General features: G+C 68.9%; 13 protein-coding genes. 5 read left to right on the top strand and 8 right to left on the bottom strand.

What is annotated here, in order from left to right; genetic code table 11:
* Positions 1–546: 546 nt before the first annotated feature.
* The 4 genes from ACFWZ4_RS11495 to ACFWZ4_RS11480 all read right to left on the bottom strand — a co-directional run bounded on the left by ACFWZ4_RS11495 (position 547) and on the right by ACFWZ4_RS11480 (position 6,660).
* Complete coding sequence (locus ACFWZ4_RS11495) at positions 547–1,863, bottom strand: amidohydrolase family protein (RefSeq protein ID WP_439704810.1); 1,317 nt, start codon at positions 1,861–1,863, stop codon at positions 547–549.
* 109 nt (positions 1,864–1,972) lie between these two features.
* Positions 1,973–4,585 (bottom strand): glycerol-3-phosphate 1-O-acyltransferase PlsB, encoded by a 2,613-nt coding sequence (plsB, locus tag ACFWZ4_RS11490; protein WP_439704809.1) that lies wholly within the window; start codon positions 4,583–4,585, stop codon positions 1,973–1,975.
* Between the two features lie 34 nt (positions 4,586–4,619).
* Positions 4,620–5,528 carry a hypothetical protein gene (locus ACFWZ4_RS11485; RefSeq protein ID WP_439704808.1) on the bottom strand — a complete coding sequence of 303 codons (909 nt, stop codon included), beginning with the start codon at positions 5,526–5,528 and terminating at the stop codon, positions 4,620–4,622.
* Between the two features lie 271 nt (positions 5,529–5,799).
* The gene (locus ACFWZ4_RS11480; RefSeq protein WP_439704807.1) at positions 5,800–6,660 is read right to left on the bottom strand and encodes a 5'-nucleotidase, lipoprotein e(P4) family; all 861 of its coding nucleotides are present in this window, start codon (positions 6,658–6,660) and stop codon (positions 5,800–5,802) included.
* Positions 6,661–6,761: 101 nt separating this feature from the next.
* Here ACFWZ4_RS11480 and ACFWZ4_RS11475 point away from each other — a divergent pair, with 101 nt between their 5' ends.
* Positions 6,762–7,796: an AI-2E family transporter gene (locus ACFWZ4_RS11475; RefSeq protein WP_439704806.1), complete on the top strand. Its 1,035-nt coding sequence runs from the start codon at positions 6,762–6,764 to the stop codon at positions 7,794–7,796.
* 31 nt (positions 7,797–7,827) lie between these two features.
* Here ACFWZ4_RS11475 and ACFWZ4_RS11470 read toward each other — a convergent pair whose 3' ends face one another.
* On the bottom strand, positions 7,828–9,807 hold the full coding sequence (locus ACFWZ4_RS11470) for a UvrD-helicase domain-containing protein (protein ID WP_439704805.1): 1,980 nt from the start codon (positions 9,805–9,807) through the stop codon (positions 7,828–7,830).
* 108 nt (positions 9,808–9,915) lie between these two features.
* On the opposite strand from ACFWZ4_RS11470, the gene ACFWZ4_RS11465 reads away from it, so the two are divergent.
* Genes ACFWZ4_RS11465 through ACFWZ4_RS11455 form a run of 3 tightly spaced genes read left to right on the top strand, consistent with a single transcriptional unit; the run spans position 9,916 to position 12,698 of the window.
* Positions 9,916–11,214, top strand: a complete 1,299-nt coding sequence (locus tag ACFWZ4_RS11465; protein WP_439704804.1) for an NAD(P)/FAD-dependent oxidoreductase — start codon at positions 9,916–9,918, stop codon at positions 11,212–11,214.
* 49 nt (positions 11,215–11,263) lie between these two features.
* Complete coding sequence (locus ACFWZ4_RS11460) at positions 11,264–11,896, top strand: thymidine kinase (protein ID WP_439704803.1); 633 nt, start codon at positions 11,264–11,266, stop codon at positions 11,894–11,896.
* Positions 11,897–11,933: 37 nt separating this feature from the next.
* On the top strand, positions 11,934–12,698 hold the full coding sequence (locus tag ACFWZ4_RS11455; RefSeq protein WP_439704802.1) for a hypothetical protein: 765 nt from the start codon (positions 11,934–11,936) through the stop codon (positions 12,696–12,698).
* 86 nt (positions 12,699–12,784) lie between these two features.
* On the opposite strand, the gene ACFWZ4_RS11450 is transcribed toward ACFWZ4_RS11455, so the two are convergent.
* Entirely contained in the window at positions 12,785–15,280 is a 2,496-nt protein-coding gene (locus tag ACFWZ4_RS11450; RefSeq protein ID WP_439704801.1) for a S8 family peptidase, read from the bottom strand.
* A 206-nt stretch (positions 15,281–15,486) separates the two neighbouring features.
* On the opposite strand from ACFWZ4_RS11450, the gene ACFWZ4_RS11445 reads away from it, so the two are divergent.
* Positions 15,487–16,200: a 2OG-Fe(II) oxygenase gene (locus ACFWZ4_RS11445; RefSeq protein WP_439704800.1), complete on the top strand. Its 714-nt coding sequence runs from the start codon at positions 15,487–15,489 to the stop codon at positions 16,198–16,200.
* Positions 16,201–16,209: 9 nt separating this feature from the next.
* Here the strand turns inward: ACFWZ4_RS11445 and mutM are convergent, their stop codons facing one another.
* Positions 16,210–17,037: a bifunctional DNA-formamidopyrimidine glycosylase/DNA-(apurinic or apyrimidinic site) lyase gene (mutM, locus tag ACFWZ4_RS11440; RefSeq protein ID WP_439704799.1), complete on the bottom strand. Its 828-nt coding sequence runs from the start codon at positions 17,035–17,037 to the stop codon at positions 16,210–16,212.
* Positions 17,038–17,136: 99 nt separating this feature from the next.
* On the bottom strand, positions 17,137–18,543 hold the full coding sequence (gene gndA, locus ACFWZ4_RS11435; protein ID WP_439704798.1) for an NADP-dependent phosphogluconate dehydrogenase: 1,407 nt from the start codon (positions 18,541–18,543) through the stop codon (positions 17,137–17,139).
* Positions 18,544–18,604 lie beyond the last annotated feature (61 nt).

Genomic DNA, 18,604 nt, shown 5'->3' with positions numbered 1-18,604 from the left:
TCTCCGGGGACGGAAGAGGCGAGTATGCCATTCGGTCGCATCGGGGTGCCCATGACGAAAGGGCCTGGAGCAGGCGTGCTCGTCTCGCTTCTCTTTGCGAAGAGAACTTAAAAAGCGATGGCTGCCAAGCCCGACGAGGAACCGCGGCCAGCCTTGGCCCCTCACCCCAGCCCGCCCCCCGGAGGGGAGAGGGCGCCAGGGCGCGGCGCTCGCACACAATCCGCGCGTACCTTCCCTTGCCTCAGCTCCCGAGCGCCCGTCGGTAAAGCGGCGGCAGCTCCTCTATGAGCAAGAGAGTCGCCTAGCAAGGCGTGATGGCACCTAGCTCTTTTACCACCCCGGGCTGCGCCAGGCCGTTTCTTTTGGTTACTTTTCTTTGGGCCCGCAAAGAAAAGTGACCCGAGCGCCGTCAGGCGATCGGAAGCCCGCAGGCGAGCCCAGTCGCGGAGGAAATCGCAAATGCGACAAGCGAAAAAGGTCTATTGCGGACTTCCCCCGCGAGGCCCGAACCCTCATCCCAACCCTCTCCCCGGAGGAGAGAGGGAGCTACAGCGGCTTGCCGTCCTGCTTGTAGATCGTGCCGTTCTTCATCACGAAGCTCACGCGCTGGAGCGCGGTGATGTCCTCGAGCGGGTTGCCCGGCACCGCGATCACATCGGCGTGGCGTCCGGACTGGATCTGCCCCAGCTCGTCGGTCTTATGCAACAAGGCGGCCGCATGCGTGGTGGCGGCCTGGATCGCATACATCGGCGGCATGCCCGCCTGCACCATGTACTCGAACTCCTTCGCGTTCTGCCCGTGCGGGTACACCGATGCGTCGGTGCCAAAGGCGATCTTCACGCCGGCCTTGTAGGCGCGGCCGGCGGTGGCCTGGATGATCGGGCCCACCGCCTTCGCCTTGCGCGCCACCTGCGGCGGGTAGTAACCGGGCTTCGAAGCCATCTGCTCGACGTACTTGCCGGCGATGATGGTCGGCACATACCAGGTGCCGTGTTCCTTCATCAGCTTCATGTCGGCATCGTCCATGAAGGTGCCGTGCTCGATCGAATCCACGCCACCGAGCACCGCGCGCCGGATCGCTTCGGCGCCGTGCGCGTGGGCGGCCACGGTGAAACCGTAGTCGTGCGCCGCGGCGACCACTGCCTTGATCTCCTCCAGCGTCATCTGCGGATTGTCGGCGCTGGCGCTTTCGTCCAGCACGCCGCCAGAGGGCATGATCTTGATGAGGTCGACGCCGTCCTTGTAGTGCTGGCGCACCGCTTTCCAGGCGTCCGCGGCGCTGTTGATGATGCCGTCCTTCGGTCCGGGATTGCCGGCCAGGTCCTGCCGGTAGCCGTCGGTCGGATCGGCGTGGCCACCGGTCGAACCGATCGGCATGCCGGCGGTGAAGATGCGCGGGCCGGGCACGATGCCGGCGTCGATCGCGTTGCGCAGGGCGATCGATTCGTTGGCGTTGTCGCCCAGGTTGCGCACGGTGGTGAAGCCGGCCAGCAGCGTGCGTTTCGCGTACACGGTGGAGCGGATCGCGTAGTCGGCGGTGTTCCAGCGGAACTGGTCGGTGTAGCCGGTGGGGCTGGTCTCGGAGGTCAGGTGCGTGTGCGCGTCGATCAGGCCGGGCAGGCAGGTCTGGCGGCTCAGTTCGACCGGCTGGCCTTCGCCGGCCGCGGGCGCGCCGGCATGAACGGCTTCGATGCGCCCGCTGCGTATCACCACGGTGCTCTCGCCCAGCAACTTCCCGGCGGCCGGATCGAGCAGGTGTGTGCAATGCAGCGCGATCGATGCGCCCTTCGCGGGTGGCTCGGCGGCGAAGAGGGGCGCGGCGATCAGTGCAACGGCCAGGACAAGCGCGGGACGGCAGATCATCGGCGGCCTCCTCCAACGGGAGGCCCATCATGCCAGAGCCTGCAGGGTGGTTTCGGGCTACCGCGCGTTGCCGCATTCCCGACGGCGGGCCGAAGCCCGCCCTGTGAAGTCAGGCGTTCCGGTTCGGCTCGTGCTCGTGCTGGTGATGTTCCGCCTCGACGTGGCGCCGGTGCAGGTCCTCGCTGCCGCTGTCCTCGGGCACGTGGCTGACCGGCTTGGGCGGCGCGGCGTCCATGTCGCCATCCACGCCGGTGATCTTCAGGATCGAATGGCGCACCTCGCGCGCCAGGATCACCCGCGCGTCGCGGACCATGTCCTCCAGCGCGCGGTCGTAGTCGAGCTTGCCGCCCTGGTCGGTCCACAACAGCTTCTGTTCGCGCAGCTTCTGGATGAAGCCGCGGAATAGCGCCTTGTCGAAGAACTCCGGCGCCGTCTGCTCGTTGAGCAGGGACAACCGCTGCGCCGTGAGCGCGCAGGCGTTCTCCAGTTCGGCGGCGCTGGTGGTGTGCGGGCCGTTCTTGGCCAGCGCGGCGATGGTGATGTAGTAGCGCTCGAAGGCCTGGATCAGGCTGCGCGCGATGGTCTTCAGCTGGAACGCCGCGTCGTCCTGGCCCGGTCCGCGCTCGAGCACGCGGCCGTCGGCGGAGGACTCCAGCAGGCCGCGACGCACGAAGAAATCGATCGTGCCCTGCATCTGTGCCACGAAGCCGTCCGAATCCCAGGGCAGGAACAGTTCGCCCTGGATGAACGGGTAGATGATGCGGCCCAGGCGCAGGATCGAGGCGCGCGTCATGCGCCGGTTGTTCAAGAAGCAGCAGGACACCCACGCCGCGGTCGCGGTCAGATGCAGCACGTTGTTGCGGAAGTAGGACAACAGCACCGCCGGTTCGTCGTCGGCCTTGAGCACGTCGCCGAGCGGGTGGCGCACGCGGCGGATCCAGCCCATCTGCTCGCCGTAGGCGATGATCGAGGGCGGATCCATCGGGGTGACCGTGACGCGGTCGGAGTACGGCAGTTCCACCAGCAACGCGCGGGTCAGCTCCAGCTGCGCGAGCAGGTCGTTCTCGGCCATCGCGTGCTTGGGCGTGGCCAGCAGGGCCAGCGCCAGCAGGTTGATCGGATTGACGTCGGCGGCGCGGTTGATGTTGACCTGGATGCGTTCGGCCAGGTCATCCACCACGCGGCCGAGCCACTCGGGCTTGGCGTCCGGATCGCCGCTGGCGGTGCGCCAGTGCTCGCTTGCCGCGTCGAGCATCGGATTCAATTCGATCGGTTCGCCGAAGTTGAGCGCCACATGGCCGTAGCGCTGGCGCAGTACCTTCAGGCCCTTGAGCAGGCCAAGCAAGGATTCCTTCTCCTTCGGCTTGCCGGAAAGCTCGCCGATGTAGCTCTTGCCTTCCATCAGCTTCTCGTAGCCGATGTACACCGGCTGGAACAGCACCGGCCGGCGCGGCGCGCGCAGGAACGCACGCACGGTCATCGCCAGCAGGCCCGCGCGCGGCGCGAGCAGGCGCCCGGTGCGCGAGCGGCCGCCTTCGATGAAGTATTCCATCGGCACGCCGCGGTCGATCAGCTGCGCCATGTACTCGTTGAAGATCACCGAGTACAGCGCGTTGCCCTTGAAGCTGCGGCGTAGGAAGAACGCGCCGCCACGGCGCAGGATCGGCCCGATCACCGGCAGGTTGAGGTTCACGCCGGCGGCGATGTGCGGCACTACCACGCCGGAGACGTGCAGCTGGTAGGACAAGAGCAGGTAGTCGGCGTGGCTGCGGTGGCTGGGCACGTAGACCACTTCGTAGCCCGGCGCGGCGGCGCGGGCCTTGTCGAAATGGTGCATCGCGATGCCGTCGTACAGCTTGTTCCAGAAGTTCGACAGCAGGAACGACACCGAGCGCACCACCGGGTGCGAATAGTCGGCGGCGATCTCCATCACCAGCTTGTGCGCGCGGCGCCAGGCCTTGGCGTAGGAGATGCGTTCCTTGGCCGCGGTGGCGGTGATCGCGGCGCGCACCGGCTCGGCGTTGAGCACGGCGTCGGCGACGGTGCGCTTGTGCGAGAGGTCCGGGCCGATCACCGCCGCGCGGATGCGGTGGAAGTGCGTGCGCAGCACGCGCGCAATCTTGCGTGCGAAGTGCTCGGGCCTGGCCTCGCCGGCGTCGTCCAGCACCTGGCGCAGCGATACCGGCGCGGAGAAGTGCACCACCGTGTCGCGGCCGTTGAGCAGCAGCGCGAGCAGGCGGCGGAAGCGGCCGACCATCACCCAGTTCTCGGAGAACAGCACGCGGAACCAGCCGGTGTCGCGGCTCGGCGCGCGGCCGACGTAGATCGACACCGGCACGATCTGGATGTCGCGCCCGGGGTGTTCTTCCAGCGAACGGACCAGCTGGTCGAGCGTTTCGTAGGGCGCGCGCTGGCGGCTGCGGCCCAGCAGCCAGCCGTCGCGCCGCGCCAGCGCGAACACCGAACGGCGCCGGCGGGTGCCGGCCAGCGGCTGCATGGGCGCGGGCAGGCCGGCCTCGCGGCATGCGCGGTCGAGGATCAACGCGTCGGAAAAGCCGTCGCGTTCGATCACGTAACACACCGGCGCGCCGGCCTTGAGCAGGCTGGCCGGTTCGGCCGGGTCGCGACGGATGCGCACCCAGGGTTCGAGCAATTGGCCGGCGAGGCTGAACCACCAGGGCGCGCGGCTGCGGGCGGGAGAATCCGCGGTCATGTTCTGCATCGGCGGATTGTAGCCGGTGGGTCGTAAACGCCGCTCAGTGCGATATCGCGACCGTGCCGGAGGCTGCCGGTGCGGCCAGTGACCGATGCGCCTGGCGCACGCTTTCGAGCAGGTCCTGGTCGTACCAGCGACCGTTCTGCTGCACCAGCGTCGACTCCATCGACAGCGGCGTGCCCACCAACTGGTACTCGATGCGCACGCGCGCGTAGGGCGGGTGGTATTCCAGCGGCACCACGCGCGCGGAGGCCAGCGCCTCGTCCAGCGGCAATCCGTACAGCGCCAGCATGCGTTCGAGGCCGTGGAAGCCGATGGCGTAGCTGCGCATGGCCTGGTCGAAATCCATCGCGCGCAGGCTCTGCGCATCGCGCAGGTCCAGCTCGCGTGCGGTGGCGACGACCACGCCGACCGCCTGGCGCGCCCGGGCCGGGTCGAACCAGGGTGCCTGCTGCGCCCACGGTCCGAGGGCATTGACCAGCGCCACGGCGTGGTGCTTCTGGGTGTCGGAGAGGCGCGCGTCTTCCTCGATCGCCTTGCCGGCCAGCGCTCGGCCGATGCCGACCAGCAGCGGCAACTGGTCGCCGTAACGCGCCTGTACGTCGGCCAGCCAGGGCTGCAGCCGGTCGTCGAGCGTGGCCGCGGCGTCCGGCGCTGCCAGTTGCTCGAGCGCGGTGTCGATGCGCGCGCGTTCGGCCTCGGTCAGCGGCGCCTCGCCGACCCGGGCCTGGCCCCAGTCTTCGCGCAGCATGGCGTAGTCATGCGGCGGCAGCGCGTGCTGCCAGAAGCCGGCGAAATCGCCGGCGCGCACCAGTGCGATCGATTGCTGCACGGCCGCCTCGGGCGACTGGCTGGCAGCGTAGGTGGCCGTGTGCTCACTCGACTGGCAGGCGGCGAGTGCAGTCAGGGCAAGGCAGGGCAGGATGCGTCGGAAAAGGGAAGGGCGCATGGACCTCATCGTGGGAAGCATGGGGGTGGGGTGGCCCAAGCATGGCCCCACCGGCGTACGCGACCCGTCGAGCTGGCGGCAAGCGGATGTCTGTTCGGGCCGCAAAAAGAAAAACCCCGCGGGCCTGGAGCCTCACGGGGCAAATCCGGCCAAGCCGGAAGGGAAATGGCCTCGCCTGCGATTAGGAGGTCAGCAGGTGTTGGCGGAACAGAGCTTACGCGTACCCGACTCTTGAGGCAATGGTTTTGTTTTGTGACGCAAGTACATGATTTCAATCGACACGAAGCGTCTCGATCTTGCGCAGGCGCCGCTCCGGCACGGCGAGTTTCCAGTCATTGCCGAACAGCGCCGGCTCCCAGCTGCCATAGCTGGGGTTGGGCAGCACGAACCAGCGCCGGCCGATCCAGTCCAGGTATGGCTTGACCGATGCCGCGCGGCCGGCGGGCGTGTTTTCGGGGATGTCCAGGAAATCGCCCAGCTGGTCGCCGAACTGCATCAGCACGCGGTAGTGGCGGCTGACCCACTGGCGACGGCAGCCCTTGTCCGATGCGTGCTGGGTGCATCCCGGCACGGTCGTGCCCAGGCCCAGCAGGGCCTCGGGCCCGGCCACCGGCACGCCGACCTGGCGCAGGTTGGCCAGGGTCGCCTCATCCAGCGCCTTGTCGCGGTTGGAGATGAAGATCACCTTGATCCCCTGCGCCGCGGCCTGGCGCGTGAACGCGACCACGCCCGGCAGCGCGCGGGCGCGCGCCTCGCGGCACCAGGCATCCCAGCTGGCCTGGTCGAACGGGGCGCGCGCGCGGATCAGGCGCGCCTGGTAGGGCGAGTTGTCCAGCACCGTCTCGTCCACGTCCAGCACCACCGCCGGCGGCAGGCCGTTCGAGGACTGGAGGCGATCGGCCGGCGTGAGTGCGTCCCACCGTGCGTCGGCCAACGCGGAGCCCAGACGTTGCTGGGCGTCCCGGTAGGTCTGCAGGTAAATCAAATCGTGCTCGACCGCGTTCTGCACCCAGGCCGTGGCATTGAGGTTGTCGTCCGCCGGCGTTGCCGAGGCCACAGGCCGGGACGGAGGTGCAGCCGTGCAGCCGGCGAGCAGGAACAGGGCGGCCAGGGCCGGGAGGCGCGAGGTCATCGCGTGGTCCTTTTGTGCGCGAACGGCCTGCCAGTGTACGCCAGGCTGGAAGGCGGGCCGGCCTGCTGCGAGACTGGGCTTCCCTCCCCGAGTGCCGGCGCATGGCCCCGAACCCGTCCCTGCTGCGCGAGCCCTCGCGCCCCACCCGGATCGCCAGCTACGTCCTGGCCGGCATCGCGCTGCTGCTGGTGATCGGGCTGCACCTGCTCTCGGCGCTGCTGGCCGGCCTGCTGGTGTATGAGCTGGTGCAGACGATCAGCCCGTTGCTGGAACGGCGCCTGTCCGGTCGCCGTGCCCGGGTGGTGGTGGTGGCATTGATTGGTGCGGTGGTGGTCGGGCTGCTGATCCTGTTGGCACTGGGCGCGATCAGCTTCTTCCACAGCGAGATCGGCAACCCGCAGGACCTGTGGGACAAGCAGCTGATGCCGCTGGTGGAGAAGGCGCGCGAACAGCTGCCGTCCGCACTGGTCGGCTCGCTGCCGGACAGCGTGGACGAGCTGCGCGTGATGGCGGGCGACCTGACCCGCAAGCACGCGGCCAGCCTGCAACTGGCCGGCAAGGACACCGCACGGGGTTTCGCGCACATCATCATCGGCCTGGTGCTGGGCGCCATCGTGGCGCTCAGCCACAGCGCCGGCTCCACCCACCAGCCCGGCCCGCTGGCGGCGGCGCTGGGCCAGCGCTCCCTCCGCCTGGCCGATGCGTTCCACAACATCGTGTTCGCGCAGATCAAGGTCTCGCTGATCAATACCATGTTCACCGCGATCTTCCTGATCGGCGTGCTGCCGCTGATGGACATCCACGTGCCGCTGGCCAAGACGCTGGTGGCGGTGACCTTCGTGGTCGGCCTGCTGCCGGTGATCGGCAACCTGATCTCCAACACCGCCGTGACCATCGCCGGCCTGTCGGTGTCCCTCGGCGTGGGCATCGCCGCGCTGGTGTTCCTGATCCTGATCCACAAGCTGGAGTACTTCCTCAACGCGCGCATCGTCGGCACGCAGATCCGCTCGCGCGCGTGGGAGCTGCTGATCGCCATGCTCGCGATGGAAGCGGCCTTCGGCCTGGCCGGCCTGGTCGCCGCGCCGATCTACTACGCCTATCTCAAGAGCGAGCTGGAAGGCGAAGGGCTGCTCTGACGCGCCGCCGGCGTCCCCGCCAGGCGCAGGCTCACTTGCCCGCCAGCATGGCCGCGATCTTCGCCATGTGCGACTGCGCGGTCTCGCGCACGATTTCCTTGTCCGCCTCCGGGTCCTTGCCCTGCCAGTGCAGGTCCGCTTGGGGCAGTTCGTGCAGGAAGCGGCTGGGCTGGTTGTTGTGGATCTCGCCGTAGCGCTTGGTGCGCGCCGACCAGGACAGGGTGAGCAGTTCCTTGGCGCGGGTGATGCCCACGTACATCAGGCGCCGCTCCTCGTCGATGCGGCCCTCGTCGATGGCGCCCTCGTGCGGCAGCGTGCCGTCCTCGCAGCCGACGATGAAGACGAAGCGGAACTCCAGGCCCTTGGCGGCATGCAGCGTCATCATGCGCACCGCGTTGCCTGGTTCGTCGCGGTCGGCGTGGCTTAGCAGCGCCAGCTGCGCGGCGAGGTCGCCGGCGCTGCTGCCCTTCTGCATCGCGCGGAACCAGTCGGCCAGTTCCTGCAGGTTGGCCAGGCGGCGGTCGCGCAGGGCGGCGTCGGGTGTGCTGGCGGCGAGGTGCGCGGCGTAGCCGGTGCGCTTCAGGATGCGCTCGACCAGGTCGGCGGCGCTCTCGTGCAGCGAGGCGCTGCGCAGTTCGTCGAGCAGCTCGGAAAAGCCGGCCAACGCGGTCGCCGGTCGCGGCGTGAGCTGGCGCAGCACCGCATCGCTGCGGGTGGCTTCCAGCAGTGAGCAGTGCTTCGACTGGGCGAGCTGGCCAAGCTTCTCCAGCGTGGTCGCACCGACCTCGCGTTTGGGCACGTTGACCACGCGCAGGAACGCCGCGTCGTCGCTGGGGTTGGTCAGCAGGCGCAGGTAGCAGAGCAGGTCCTTCACCTCGGCGCGGTCGAGGAAGGACAGCGCGCCGGTGAGGTGGTAGGGAATGCGCGCCAGGCGCAGCGCCTTCTCCAGCGGGCGCGCCTGGAAGTTGCCGCGGTACAGGATGGCGATGTCGTGCCAGCGCGCCTTGTGTTTTTCCGCGAGCGTGGTGGCGATGGCGGCCACTTTCTCGGCCTCGTGCTCGGCTTCCTTGCACTCGAGCACGCGGATCGGCGCGCCTTCGGGATGCTCGCTCCAGAGCTTCTTCTCGTGCAGGTGCGGGTTGTTCGCGATCAACTGGTTGGCCGCGCGCAGGATGCGCTTGCCGCAGCGGTAGTTCTGCTCCAGCTTGATCACGCGCAGATTCGGCCAGTCGCGGCCGAGCTGGTCGATGTTCTCCGGGTTGGCGCCGCGCCAGGCGTAGATCGACTGGTCGTCGTCGCCCACGCAAGTGATGCCGCCGCGCTCGCCGGTCAGGACCTTGAGCAGCCGGTACTGCGCGTCGTTGGTGTCCTGGTATTCGTCCACCAGCAGGTAGCGCAGGCGCTCGCGCCAGGCCTCGCGGCATTCGGTATCGGACTCGAGGATGCGCAGCGGCAGGCGGATCAGGTCGTCGAAGTCGACCGCGTTGAAGGCGGCCAGGCGCTGCTGGTACATCTGGTAGATCGTCGCCGCTTCCAGTTCGCGCGGCGCGCGCGCGGCGGCCAGTGCCTCCTCCGGCGAGAGTCCGGCGTTCTTGGCGCGGCTGAGCAGGTTGCGGATGCCGAACAGCACGTCGGGCTTGACGCCCTTGGGCGCCAGCTCCTTGACGATGCCCTCGCTGTCGTCCGCGTCCAGCACCGAGAAGCCGCGACGCAGGCCCGCGCGCGCGTGTTCGATCTGCAGGAACTTAAGGCCCAGCGCGTGGAAGGTACACACGGTCAGGGCCGCGGCATCCTCGCTGCTGACCAGCTTGCCCACGCGCTCGCGCATCTCGCGCGCGGCCTTGTTGGTGAAGGTGATCGCCGCGATCCGGCTGGCCGCGAGCTTCCGCCGCTGGACCAGGTAGGCGATCTTCTGGGTGATCACGGAGGTCTTGCCGGAGCCGGCGCCGGCCAGCACGAGCAGCGGGCTGTCGCAATGTTCGACGGCGGCCTGTTGTTGCGGATTGAGCATGGAACGTGCGCGGTGCGGGCGGAGGCCGATGGTAGCAGAGCCCCTCTGGCGCGCCGGAGCGCATCGGCCATAATCGGGCGGCAATCGGATACGCCCGGGGGAGCGCGGATGGAGCGGGAAAACGCAATCGAGTCGTGCGACGTGGCAATCATCGGCGGCGGCCCGGCGGGCAGCACCGCGGCCGCGTTGCTGGCGCGGCGCGGCTACAAGGTGATCGCGCTGGAAAAGGAGCGTCATCCGCGTTTCCACATCGGCGAATCGCTGCTGCCGATGAACCTGCCGGTGCTCGAGCGCCTGGGCGTGCTGGACAAGGTGCACGCCATGGGCGTGTTCAAGGCCGGCGCCGACTTCCAGGCCGACAACGAGCGCGGCTACAACGTGTTCTCGTTCGGCCGCGCGCTTTGCGACAGTCCCCCGCACAGCTACCAGGTATGGCGGCAGGACTTCGACAAGATGCTCTACGACCATGCGCGCGAGTGCGGGGCGGATGCGCGCGAGGGCCAGCAGGTGGTGGCCGTCGAGCAGCCCGGGCCGCGGCAGGCGCGCCTGGACGTGAAGACCGATGACGGCCGGCGCTACACCATCGAGGCGCGCTACCTGATCGACGCCAGCGGTCGCGACGCCTTCCTCTCCACGAAGAAGAAGTTCAAGCGCAGGAACCGCCAGCACCAGAGCGCCGCGCTGTTCACCCGCTTCCGCAACGCCGCGCGGCGCCCGGGCGAAGACGCCGGCAACGTCAGCATCTACCGCTTTGACCATGGCTGGATGTGGATGATCCCGTTGCCGGACGACAGCATGAGCGTGGGCGCGGTGTGCTGGCCGGAGTACCTCAAGCGCCGCCGCGGCGACACGCAGGAGTTCCTGCTCGATACGCTCAGGCAGAACGCGGCACTGTGGCAGCGCCTGGAGGGCGCCGAGCTCATCGACGAAGTGCGCGCGGCGGGCAACTACTCCTACGATTCGAGGCAGATGGCCGGCCCCGGCTGGATGCTGGTCGGCGATGCGTTCGCCTTCCTCGATCCGGTATTTTCCTCCGGCGTGTTCCTGGCGATGGACGCGGCCGAGCGCGCGGTCGAGGTGGTCGATGGCGCGCTGCGCGAACCGAAGCGGGAAGCGGCGCTGCAGCGGGCGCTGGAGAAGCGCCTGCGCCGGGGCATGGCGCGCTTCGCCTTCTTCATCTATCGCTTCAACGAGCCGGTGATGCGTCGCATGTTCTCCTCGCCGCGCAACACCTGGCAGCTGGAGCAGGGCGTGATCTCGATGTTGGCCGGCGACCTGTTCGATCCGCCGCCGGTGCTCATGCGGCTGCGCGTGTTCAAGATCGTCTACGGCGTGAGCGTGCTGCGCAACCTGCGCGAGTGGTGGGTGGGTCGCCGCTACCGCCTGGCCCAGGCGCGTGCCGAATAGTCGCCTACAATGACGCGTTTCCGCTGACCGATCCGGCGTCGCCGACCTCATGGCCAAGTTCTATTTCTATTACTCGGCAATGAATGCCGGCAAGACCACCACGCTCCTGCAGAGCGCGTACAACTATCACGAGCGCGGCATGCGCACGCTGATCCTCACGCCCGCGCTGGACAACCGCTACGGCGAAGGCGTGGTCGCCTCGCGCATCGGCCTGAAGGCCCATGCGCGCCGCTTCAGCGCCGGCGAGGACCTGTTCGCGCTGGTGGAGAAGGACATCGCCGAACGGGGCGCGCTGCATTGCGTGTTCGTCGACGAGGCGCAGTTCCTCTCCAAGGCGCAGGTGTGGCAGCTGTCGGACGTGGTCGACCGGCTCAACATCCCGGTGCTGGCCTATGGCCTGCGCACCGATTTCCGCGGCGAGCTGTTCGAGGGCAGCCGCTACCTGCTGGCCTGGGCCGACAACCTGGACGAGATCAAGACGATCTGCCACACCGGCCGCAAGGCCACCATGGTGGTGCGCGTGGACGAGCAGGGCCGCGCGGTGACCGAAGGCCCGCAGGTTGAGATCGGTGGCAACGATCGCTATGTCTCGGTCAGTCGCGCCGAGTTCAAGCACATCACCGAAGGTCGCGGCCGCATCGAACTGCAGCAAAGCGTGCTGCCGCTCGACGAGCGGCCCTGACGTCGGCGGGCGGGCGCTTTCTTTCCCAAGGACACCCATGACCGCAACCCCGGAAGCCTGGCCCCGCCCGTACTGGCAGCCAAGCGACGAAACCATCGCGCTGCACTTCTACGTCTTCGGCCGTTTCGCCGCGGACCTGGCGATTCCGGCCGCGCGCTACGCGAGCCAGGGCCTGCCCGATGGCGTGGCACTGCAGCGCTTCGTCCACAACGCGCTGCGCGGCTGGGAGGGCTATCCGCTGAAGGGCGCGCTGGGCGAGCTGCTGAAGGAGGATGCGCCGGCCGCTTTCGAGCAGGCCCGCGCCGCGCCGGACGTTCTGGTGGTGCGAGGTGAACTCGCCGATCGCGAAAGCCTGGACTACCTGCGCGACACGCTGGGCGCGCTCGCTGGCCTGCTGGACGTGGGCGGCAGCGCGATCCTCGATCCGCAAATCCTCACCCTGTTCGACGCCGAGGCGTGGCGCCGGCACTACCTGGTCCCCGGCGGCGCACCGCCGCGCAACCACGTGCTGATCCTGCGCAAGGCGGACGAGGAGGACGGCCGCTCGGTCATCCACACCCGCGGGCTGCGCAAGTTTGGTCGTCCGGACCTGTGCCTGCGCGGCGTGCCCGATGCGCACGCAGGCCAGGCCGGCATGTTGTGCGAGCGGCTGGTCGAACTGCAGGCGCTCGGCGCCCGCTTCGTCGAGGGCCAGCCGATGGAGGTCGAAGGCCTGCCCGGCGAGCTGGTGGCCCATCCGGGCGGCAGCCTGGACGATCCGCGTTTCAATAACACCCACGTGGCGTTCGACTGGCCGATGTAGGGGCAACCCACGGCCAGTCCTCCGATCCGCGGAAGCGCCTTGCGTGATCGACCGGCGGCAGGCTGGCCGCCGGTCGACCGCCGCGTTTACTGCCCGCTCTGGTACAGCGTCATGTAGCGTCCGGCCGCCACCGCGTAGGCCGCCCGCGTGACGGTCTTGTTCGGGTCGAAGTACGCGTGCAGCGTCGGTTGCAGGTCGTACGGGCCCTGGGTCAGCTTGAAGCGCGCGTTGATCACGCCGCGGTCCAGCGCCAGCTGCACGTAGCCGCGCAGGTTGGCCGGTATCGTGCCGGCGTCGTCGACCGGAATGCGCTGGCCTTCGTAGAACGCGGTCAGCGGCCCGGTGAACGCGCGCGCCTCGTCCTGCAGCGCCAGGCTCTGCACGAGCGAGTAGGCGAGGCTCAGCCGCGTCACGCTGTCGGTCGGATGGAACTGGCCGCCCCACAGGTTCATCACGCCGTCCTGGCTCTGCCCGGTGTCGCGCAGGGCGCCGCCGGGGGCGATCGCCGACTCGGCGAACGGATAGGCCGCGGCGCCGGTGCCGAGGTCGGTGAAGCTCGGCTGGCCGTCGAACGGCAGGTACTGGCGCACGCTCGCGCCCATCACCAGGTACCGCGCCAGGTCGCGGCGCTTGAGCGGATCGTCGGGATGGTAGAGGCCATCGGCCAGGCCATCGACCAGGCGATGGGCGACGGCGAACTCGATCGCCTCGCGCGCCGGGTGGTTGGCGATGTCGCCCAGGCCGGTGTAACCGCCGCTGTTGAGGAAGCTCACCTCGCCAGTGACCGTGCCGGGCGCGCCATAGCCGTTGGTGACCTCCAGCGGATCGAGGCCGGTTCCCGATACCGAGCCGATGCCGCGCACGGTCACTTTCCACACCCCCGGCTTGGCCGGCGCGCCGGTGGTCACGGTGTCGCCGAGCACCGGCAAGGCGATCGCCGAGCCGTACTCTTCGCCGTCGGGGTCGATCAGCACCAGCGCCAGGGTATTGGTGCCGATGGTGGCGCGGGCGCTGACGAAGGCGACTTCCGGCCCCACCGTGAAACTCTGCTCGCCGACCGGGCCCACCGGCGCGAAATCCACCGAGAACGGAATCGGTGGAGCGCCCGGCACGACCAGCGCGTTGCTGTTGAAGCTGTGCAGCGCGTTCACCGTGCCGCCGAAGCCGCCGCGTATGCCGGCCGCCTCGGCCACCGCCGTGTAGGCGTTGACGTGGCCCGCCCCGACTTCCCAGCCCAGCCGCCCGGTCATGTTGGTGGCAGTGCGCTCCAGGATGTCGCGCACCTGTGCCGGCGTGAGGCCGGGATTGGCCTCCAGCATCAGCGCCACGATGCCGGCCACATGCGGCGTGGCCATCGAGGTGCCGCTCATGATCGTGTAGAAGGGCAGGTAGGCCGCGGGAATGACCTCGGCATCCTGCTGCGCGGCCAGCGCCGGCAGCGTGCCGGTGCTGTCGCGGGTGGAAATGATGTCCACGCCCGGCGCGACGATGGTCGGCTCGTTGACGTAGGTCCACTGCTTCCCGTCGGGCATGGCGAACGTGCCGCTCTCGCCGCGCTTGCCGCGCGAGGAAAAGTCGGTCAGCACGCCGTTCTTCTCGCTGGCGCCCACCGATATCACCCAGGGCGCCTGCGCGTAGGGGTTGTGGGTGTCTTCGCCAGGGCCATCGTTGCCGGCGGCGAACACGCTGACGATGCCGCGCTTGTACAACTCGTAGGAGGCCACGTTTACCGGATCGGCCGGATCGAACTTGCCCGAGCTGCCCCACGAGTTGCTGACCACGCGGATCGGGTTGCGGAAGCTGAACTGGTGGGTGGCCGCGTAGTCCAGGCCGCCGACCGCATCGAGCACCAGCAGCACGGCGCCCGAGCCATAGCCGACCAGGTCGGCGTCGGGCGCCACGCCCTCGTACAGGCCATTGGAGCGCGCGCCGTTGCCGCCCACGATGCCGGCGCAATGCGTGCCGTGGCCCGAACCCCAGTCGCTGTTTGGCACGCCCTCGAGGTAAGTGATCGGCAGCATCGTGTCGAGCGCGGCCAGGTTGGTCACGGCCTGCGTGTTCTGCACCACGTGCGTGCCGTATTGCAGGTCCATGTGCGTCGCGTCGATGCCCGAATCGTTGACCTCCACCGTCACGCCCTTGCCGCTGAACGGAATGGCGCGGTGATAGTCGGCCGGGTTCGCCACCGTGCGCGTGGCCCCGGACAGGCCGTTGGCCTCGGCGTCCAGGTAGGTCAGGCGACGGTTGGCCCAGATCGAAAGCACATCGTCGCGCTGGGCCAGTGCGCGGATCTCCGCCGGTGTCGCCAGCGCACCGGCGATCGGCAGGGTGTGCATGGTCAGGCCTCGGGTGATGCCGAGCGATTCGAGCACGGCCAGCTGGTCGGCCGTGACCGGTCCGGATTGCTTGTAGGTGACCACTACCTGCAGCGGATCGGCGCTGGCCGCGGTACCCATCTGGGCCAGCAGTTGCGGGTCGAGCCGGGCGTCCGCGAGCGCGACGCCGCTGGCGAGGAGGCCCGCGGCGATGGCGCAGAGGCGGAAGGTGGTGTGTCTGATCGACGGCATGAACTTCGATGGCATGCGTTAGCTCCCCGAGACGCCCGCGGAATGGGGCGGTCCAGGTCAGCATTTGCAGCCGTGCGTGAACACCCGGTCGTCTGCTTCCACACCTGAGCGTATGGTTGCCTGTGTTGCGGGAGGCGTGGGAGACCGCGCCGGGCAAGCGTTTGCCGGGGGCAGGGCGCATGCGAGGATGGCTTTCCCGCAGCTGAACCTTGACGCCCAGCATGCCTCCCTCTTCGCCTGAAGACGACTTCATCGAGCTCTACCCGGAGGCTTTGCCGGCGGCCACCTGCGCGGCGCTGGTCGAGTGCCTGGACGCGAGCGAGGAATTGCGACCGGGCCGGGTCGGCGCGGGTGTATTGCCCGACCTGAAGGACAGCCAGGACCTTGGCATCAGCGGCCTGCCCGCGTGGCGGGAGGCCGAGGCGGCGCTCAACCAGGCGGTGTTTGCCGGGCTGTTGAAGTACCTGCGCCGCTACCCGCATGCGCTGGTGGCACCGCTGATGCTGCAGGTGCCCGGTGAGGGCGGGCTATCCGAGCGGCTCACGCCCGAACGGCTGCGGGCGATGGACGACGCGATGCTGGCGCCACTGGTCGAGGCGGTGTTCCGGCCCGGCGCGATCAATCTGCAGCGCTACGCCGCCGATCGGGGCGGCTACCCCTACTGGCATTGCGAGCTCTACCCGCGCGACGCGCAGGCCGAGACGCTGCACCGCCACCTGCTGTGGACGCTCTACCTCAACGATGGCTTCGCCGATGGCGAGACCGAGTTCCTCCACCAGCAGCGCAAGATCGCTCCGCGCACGGGCGCGCTGCTGCTGGCGCCGGCCGCGTTCACGCATACCCATCGCGGCAACCGCCCGCGTGGGGGCGACAAGGTGATCGCCACCAGTTGGGTGCTCTTCCAGCGCGCCGAGCAGCTGTACGGCGGGCGCTGAACCCGGCGCTCAGCGCTGGCAGCGCGGGCACCAGAACGTCGAGCGCTGCCCGAGCATGGCCTGGCGGATCGGCGTGCCGCACGCCTTGCACGGTTCGCCGGCGCGCCCGTAGACGTTGAGCTCGCGGAAGAAATAGCCGGGCGCGCCATCGGGGTTGAGGAAGTCGCGCAGTGTGGTGCCGCCACGTTCGATCGCCCAGCCGAGGATGCGCTTGACCTCACCGGCGAGCCTCGCATAACGCTCGCGCGAGACCTTGCCGGCCGCGCGGCGCGGGTCGATGCCGGCGGCGAACAGCGCCTCGCTCGCGTAGATGTTGCCCACGCCCACGACCACTGCGTTGTCCATCAGGAACAGCTTGACCGCCGCGCTGCGGCCGCGCGAGAGGTGCCAGAGAAGATCGCCGTCGAAGGCGTCGGTTAGCGGCTCGGGGCCCAGCGCGGCGAGCAGTTGATGGGTTTCGCCCGGCGGTTGCCAGAGCAGGCAGCCGAAGCGGCGCGGATCGGTGAAGCGCAACACTCGCGCGGCGCGGGTGGCGTCGGCGGCGAGCACGATGTCGACATGGTCGTGCGTGCCCACTGGTGCATCCGGCGGCAGCACGCGCAACACGCCGCTCATGCCCAGGTGCATCAGTGCGCTGCCAGCCCGGGTATGCAGCAGCAGGTACTTGGCGCGCCGTTCGACCGCGTCGATGCGCTGGCCCGGCAACAGCTCGCTCACCTCGCGCGGGATCGGCCAGCGCAGGTCGGGGCGGCGCACGACGACGTCGCTTACGCGGCGACCTTCGACATGCGGAGCGATGCCGCGACGGGTGGTTTCGACTTCGGGAAGCTCAGGCATGGCGGCTCATTGTAGGAGCCCGCTGGCGGGCGCTGCTTCCGGCTTCGATTCCTGCACGGAAACATCACCCACCCGTGGCGCTCCACAGGCGCGGGCCCGTCATTCCCAGTCGACGTGGAAGCTGCCGGGGCGGTCGACGCGCTCGAACGTGTGCGCGCCGAAATAGTCCCGCTGCGCCTGCAGCAGGTTCGCCGGCAGCTGCTCGCTGCGGTAGCCGTCGAACCAGGCGATCGCCGACGCCAAGCACGGGACCGCCACGCCTTGCCGCACCGCGGCGCCGACCACCTCGCGCAGAGCGTCCTGGTACTTGCCTGCCACGTCGGCGAAATAGGGATCGAGCATCAGATTGGAAAGCGCCGGGTCGCGCGTGTAGGCGTCCATGATCCGCTCGAGGAAGCCGGCCCGGATGATGCAGCCGGCGCGGAAGATGCTGGCGATGGTGGCGTAGTCCAGGTCCCAGTCGTGTGCCGCGGACGCGGCGCGCAGTTGCGCGAAGCCTTGCGCGTAGGAAACCAGCTTGCCCAGGTACAGCGCGCGACGCACCGACTCGACGAATGCCGCGCGGTCGCCGCCGAAGCTGGCGCTGGGCCCGTGCAGCACGCGGCTGGCCGCGATGCGTTCGTCCTTCTGCGCCGACAGGCCGCGGGCGAACACCGCTTCGGTGATCAACGGCAGCGGCACGCGCATCTCCAGCGCGTCCTGGCAGGTCCACTGGCCGGTGCCTTTCTGCGCGGCGCGGTCCAGGATCATGTCGACCAGGTCGTTGCCGGTGTCCGGGTCCTTGCGGGTGAAGATATGCGAGGTGATGTCGACCAGGTAGCTGTCGAGTTCGCCGCGGTTCCAGTCCGCGTAGACCCGCGCCAGTTCGCCGTTGGACAGCCCCAGTACCTGGCGCAGCATGGCGTAGCTCTCGGCGATCAGCTGCATGTCGCCGTACTCGATGCCGTTGTGCACCATCTTCACGTAGTGCCCGGCGCCGTTGGGGCCCATCCACGCCACGCAGGGCGTGCCGTCAGGCGCGCGCGCGGCGATCTGGGTGAGGATCGGTTCGACCTTCGCGTAGGCCTCGCGCGGGCCGCCGGGCATGATCGAGGGTCCGTGCAGCGCGCCTTCCTCGCCGCCGGAGATGCCACAGCCGATGAAGTTCAAGCCGGCCGCCTGCATCGTCTGCTCGCGGCGGATGGTGTCGCGGTAGTAGCTGTTGCCACCGTCGATCACGATGTCGCCCGGCTCGAGCAGCGGCTTGAGCGCGTCCAGCATGGCGCCGACCGGCGGGCCGGCCTTGATCATCAGCAGGATGCGGCGCGGACGTTCCAGTGACGCGACGAAAGCTGGCAACTCGTGGAACGCCACCAGGCGGCGGTCGGGATGGGCGGCCATGACCTGGTCGGTGAAGGCCCCGTCATGGTCGTAGACGGAAACCGCGTGGCCGCGGCTTTCGATGTTCAGCGCCAGGCTGCGTCCCATCACGCCCATGCCGAACACACCCATCACCTGCAGGCTCATCGCGCGCTCCTTTGGACTTGATCCGTGCAATATGGGCTCGCCCGCGCGCGCCACAAGCGCC

The organism is Frateuria sp. GZRe12 (assembly GCF_051900535.1).
In the GTDB taxonomy this organism is placed as follows: Bacteria; Pseudomonadota; Gammaproteobacteria; order Xanthomonadales; family Rhodanobacteraceae; genus Frateuria_A.
Note: the sequence above shows the minus strand (reverse complement) of the source record. Positions and strands in the feature narration are given on the sequence as shown.

Coding starts and splice junctions, on each gene's coding strand:
- ACFWZ4_RS11495 (WP_439704810.1), bottom strand. CDS start 1,863: ATGATCTGCCGTCCCGCGCTTGTCCTGGCCGTTGCACTGATCGCCGCG.
- plsB (WP_439704809.1), bottom strand. CDS start 4,585: ATGCAGAACATGACCGCGGATTCTCCCGCCCGCAGCCGCGCGCCCTGG.
- ACFWZ4_RS11485 (WP_439704808.1), bottom strand. CDS start 5,528: ATGCGCCCTTCCCTTTTCCGACGCATCCTGCCCTGCCTTGCCCTGACT.
- ACFWZ4_RS11480 (WP_439704807.1), bottom strand. CDS start 6,660: ATGACCTCGCGCCTCCCGGCCCTGGCCGCCCTGTTCCTGCTCGCCGGC.
- ACFWZ4_RS11475 (WP_439704806.1), top strand. CDS start 6,762: ATGGCCCCGAACCCGTCCCTGCTGCGCGAGCCCTCGCGCCCCACCCGG.
- ACFWZ4_RS11470 (WP_439704805.1), bottom strand. CDS start 9,807: ATGCTCAATCCGCAACAACAGGCCGCCGTCGAACATTGCGACAGCCCG.
- ACFWZ4_RS11465 (WP_439704804.1), top strand. CDS start 9,916: ATGGAGCGGGAAAACGCAATCGAGTCGTGCGACGTGGCAATCATCGGC.
- ACFWZ4_RS11460 (WP_439704803.1), top strand. CDS start 11,264: ATGGCCAAGTTCTATTTCTATTACTCGGCAATGAATGCCGGCAAGACC.
- ACFWZ4_RS11455 (WP_439704802.1), top strand. CDS start 11,934: ATGACCGCAACCCCGGAAGCCTGGCCCCGCCCGTACTGGCAGCCAAGC.
- ACFWZ4_RS11450 (WP_439704801.1), bottom strand. CDS start 15,280: ATGCCATCGAAGTTCATGCCGTCGATCAGACACACCACCTTCCGCCTC.
- ACFWZ4_RS11445 (WP_439704800.1), top strand. CDS start 15,487: ATGCCTCCCTCTTCGCCTGAAGACGACTTCATCGAGCTCTACCCGGAG.
- mutM (WP_439704799.1), bottom strand. CDS start 17,037: ATGCCTGAGCTTCCCGAAGTCGAAACCACCCGTCGCGGCATCGCTCCG.
- gndA (WP_439704798.1), bottom strand. CDS start 18,543: ATGAGCCTGCAGGTGATGGGTGTGTTCGGCATGGGCGTGATGGGACGC.